Origin of the sequence: Epilithonimonas hispanica (genome assembly GCF_003385395.1) — a bacterium.
Taxonomy (GTDB): Bacteria; Bacteroidota; Bacteroidia; order Flavobacteriales; family Weeksellaceae; genus Epilithonimonas; species Epilithonimonas hispanica.
The window spans coordinates 1-609 of the sequence record NZ_QNUG01000135.1; the positions used below are offsets into that span (position 1 = coordinate 1).

The 609-nt window shown below is 23.3% G+C and carries 1 pseudogene; it reads left to right on the forward strand.

What is annotated here, in order from left to right:
• Positions 1-160, forward strand: a pseudogene (locus tag DRF58_RS18875) (IS982 family transposase); the annotation flags it as partial.
• Between the last annotated feature and the right edge of the window lie 449 nt (positions 161-609).

Genomic DNA, 609 nt, shown 5'->3' on the forward strand with positions numbered 1-609 from the left:
ACTTTGCGACCAATTTAAAATCAGAAACAATTACGCAAAATCTTTTAACGGTTTTAAAACAAGGGTATTGAGCAAAATAACAGCATTAACTTTCATTCAATTTGTAAATGTTTTTGTTTTCAGTAGAAAAATGAATAGACTTAAAATTGAATTAATTTAATAATGCACTACGAGTATCTTCTTAATAAACTTCAATATAATCTATTTTTAAAGTATAATATTGATTTAAATATATCAGCGGTTAGTATAGCAATTTTTTTTAAGTTAATGCTAAAAAAAGAAAGGAAAAGAGCCTAAGGACAATAATTAATCCAATAATTTTGGAGAATTATAAGGATCATGTTAAAACTTTAATGAATATTTAAAATACCAAAAAAAGAGATTAAAAATGAAACGAATATATTTTAATTAATAAAAACAAAACCACTTATTCATCTATTCGAATGAGGTCATAAGAGTATAATAGTTTATTGTGGATAGATATAAGAATAATAAGTTTAAGTTTGGAGCAAAAAAAAGAATCCGTCTCACAACTTGAGGCGGATTTTTTTTGGTTATAATTGTTATTTTTTGTATATTTATATCTGATAATCAGATATTTGTCTATGA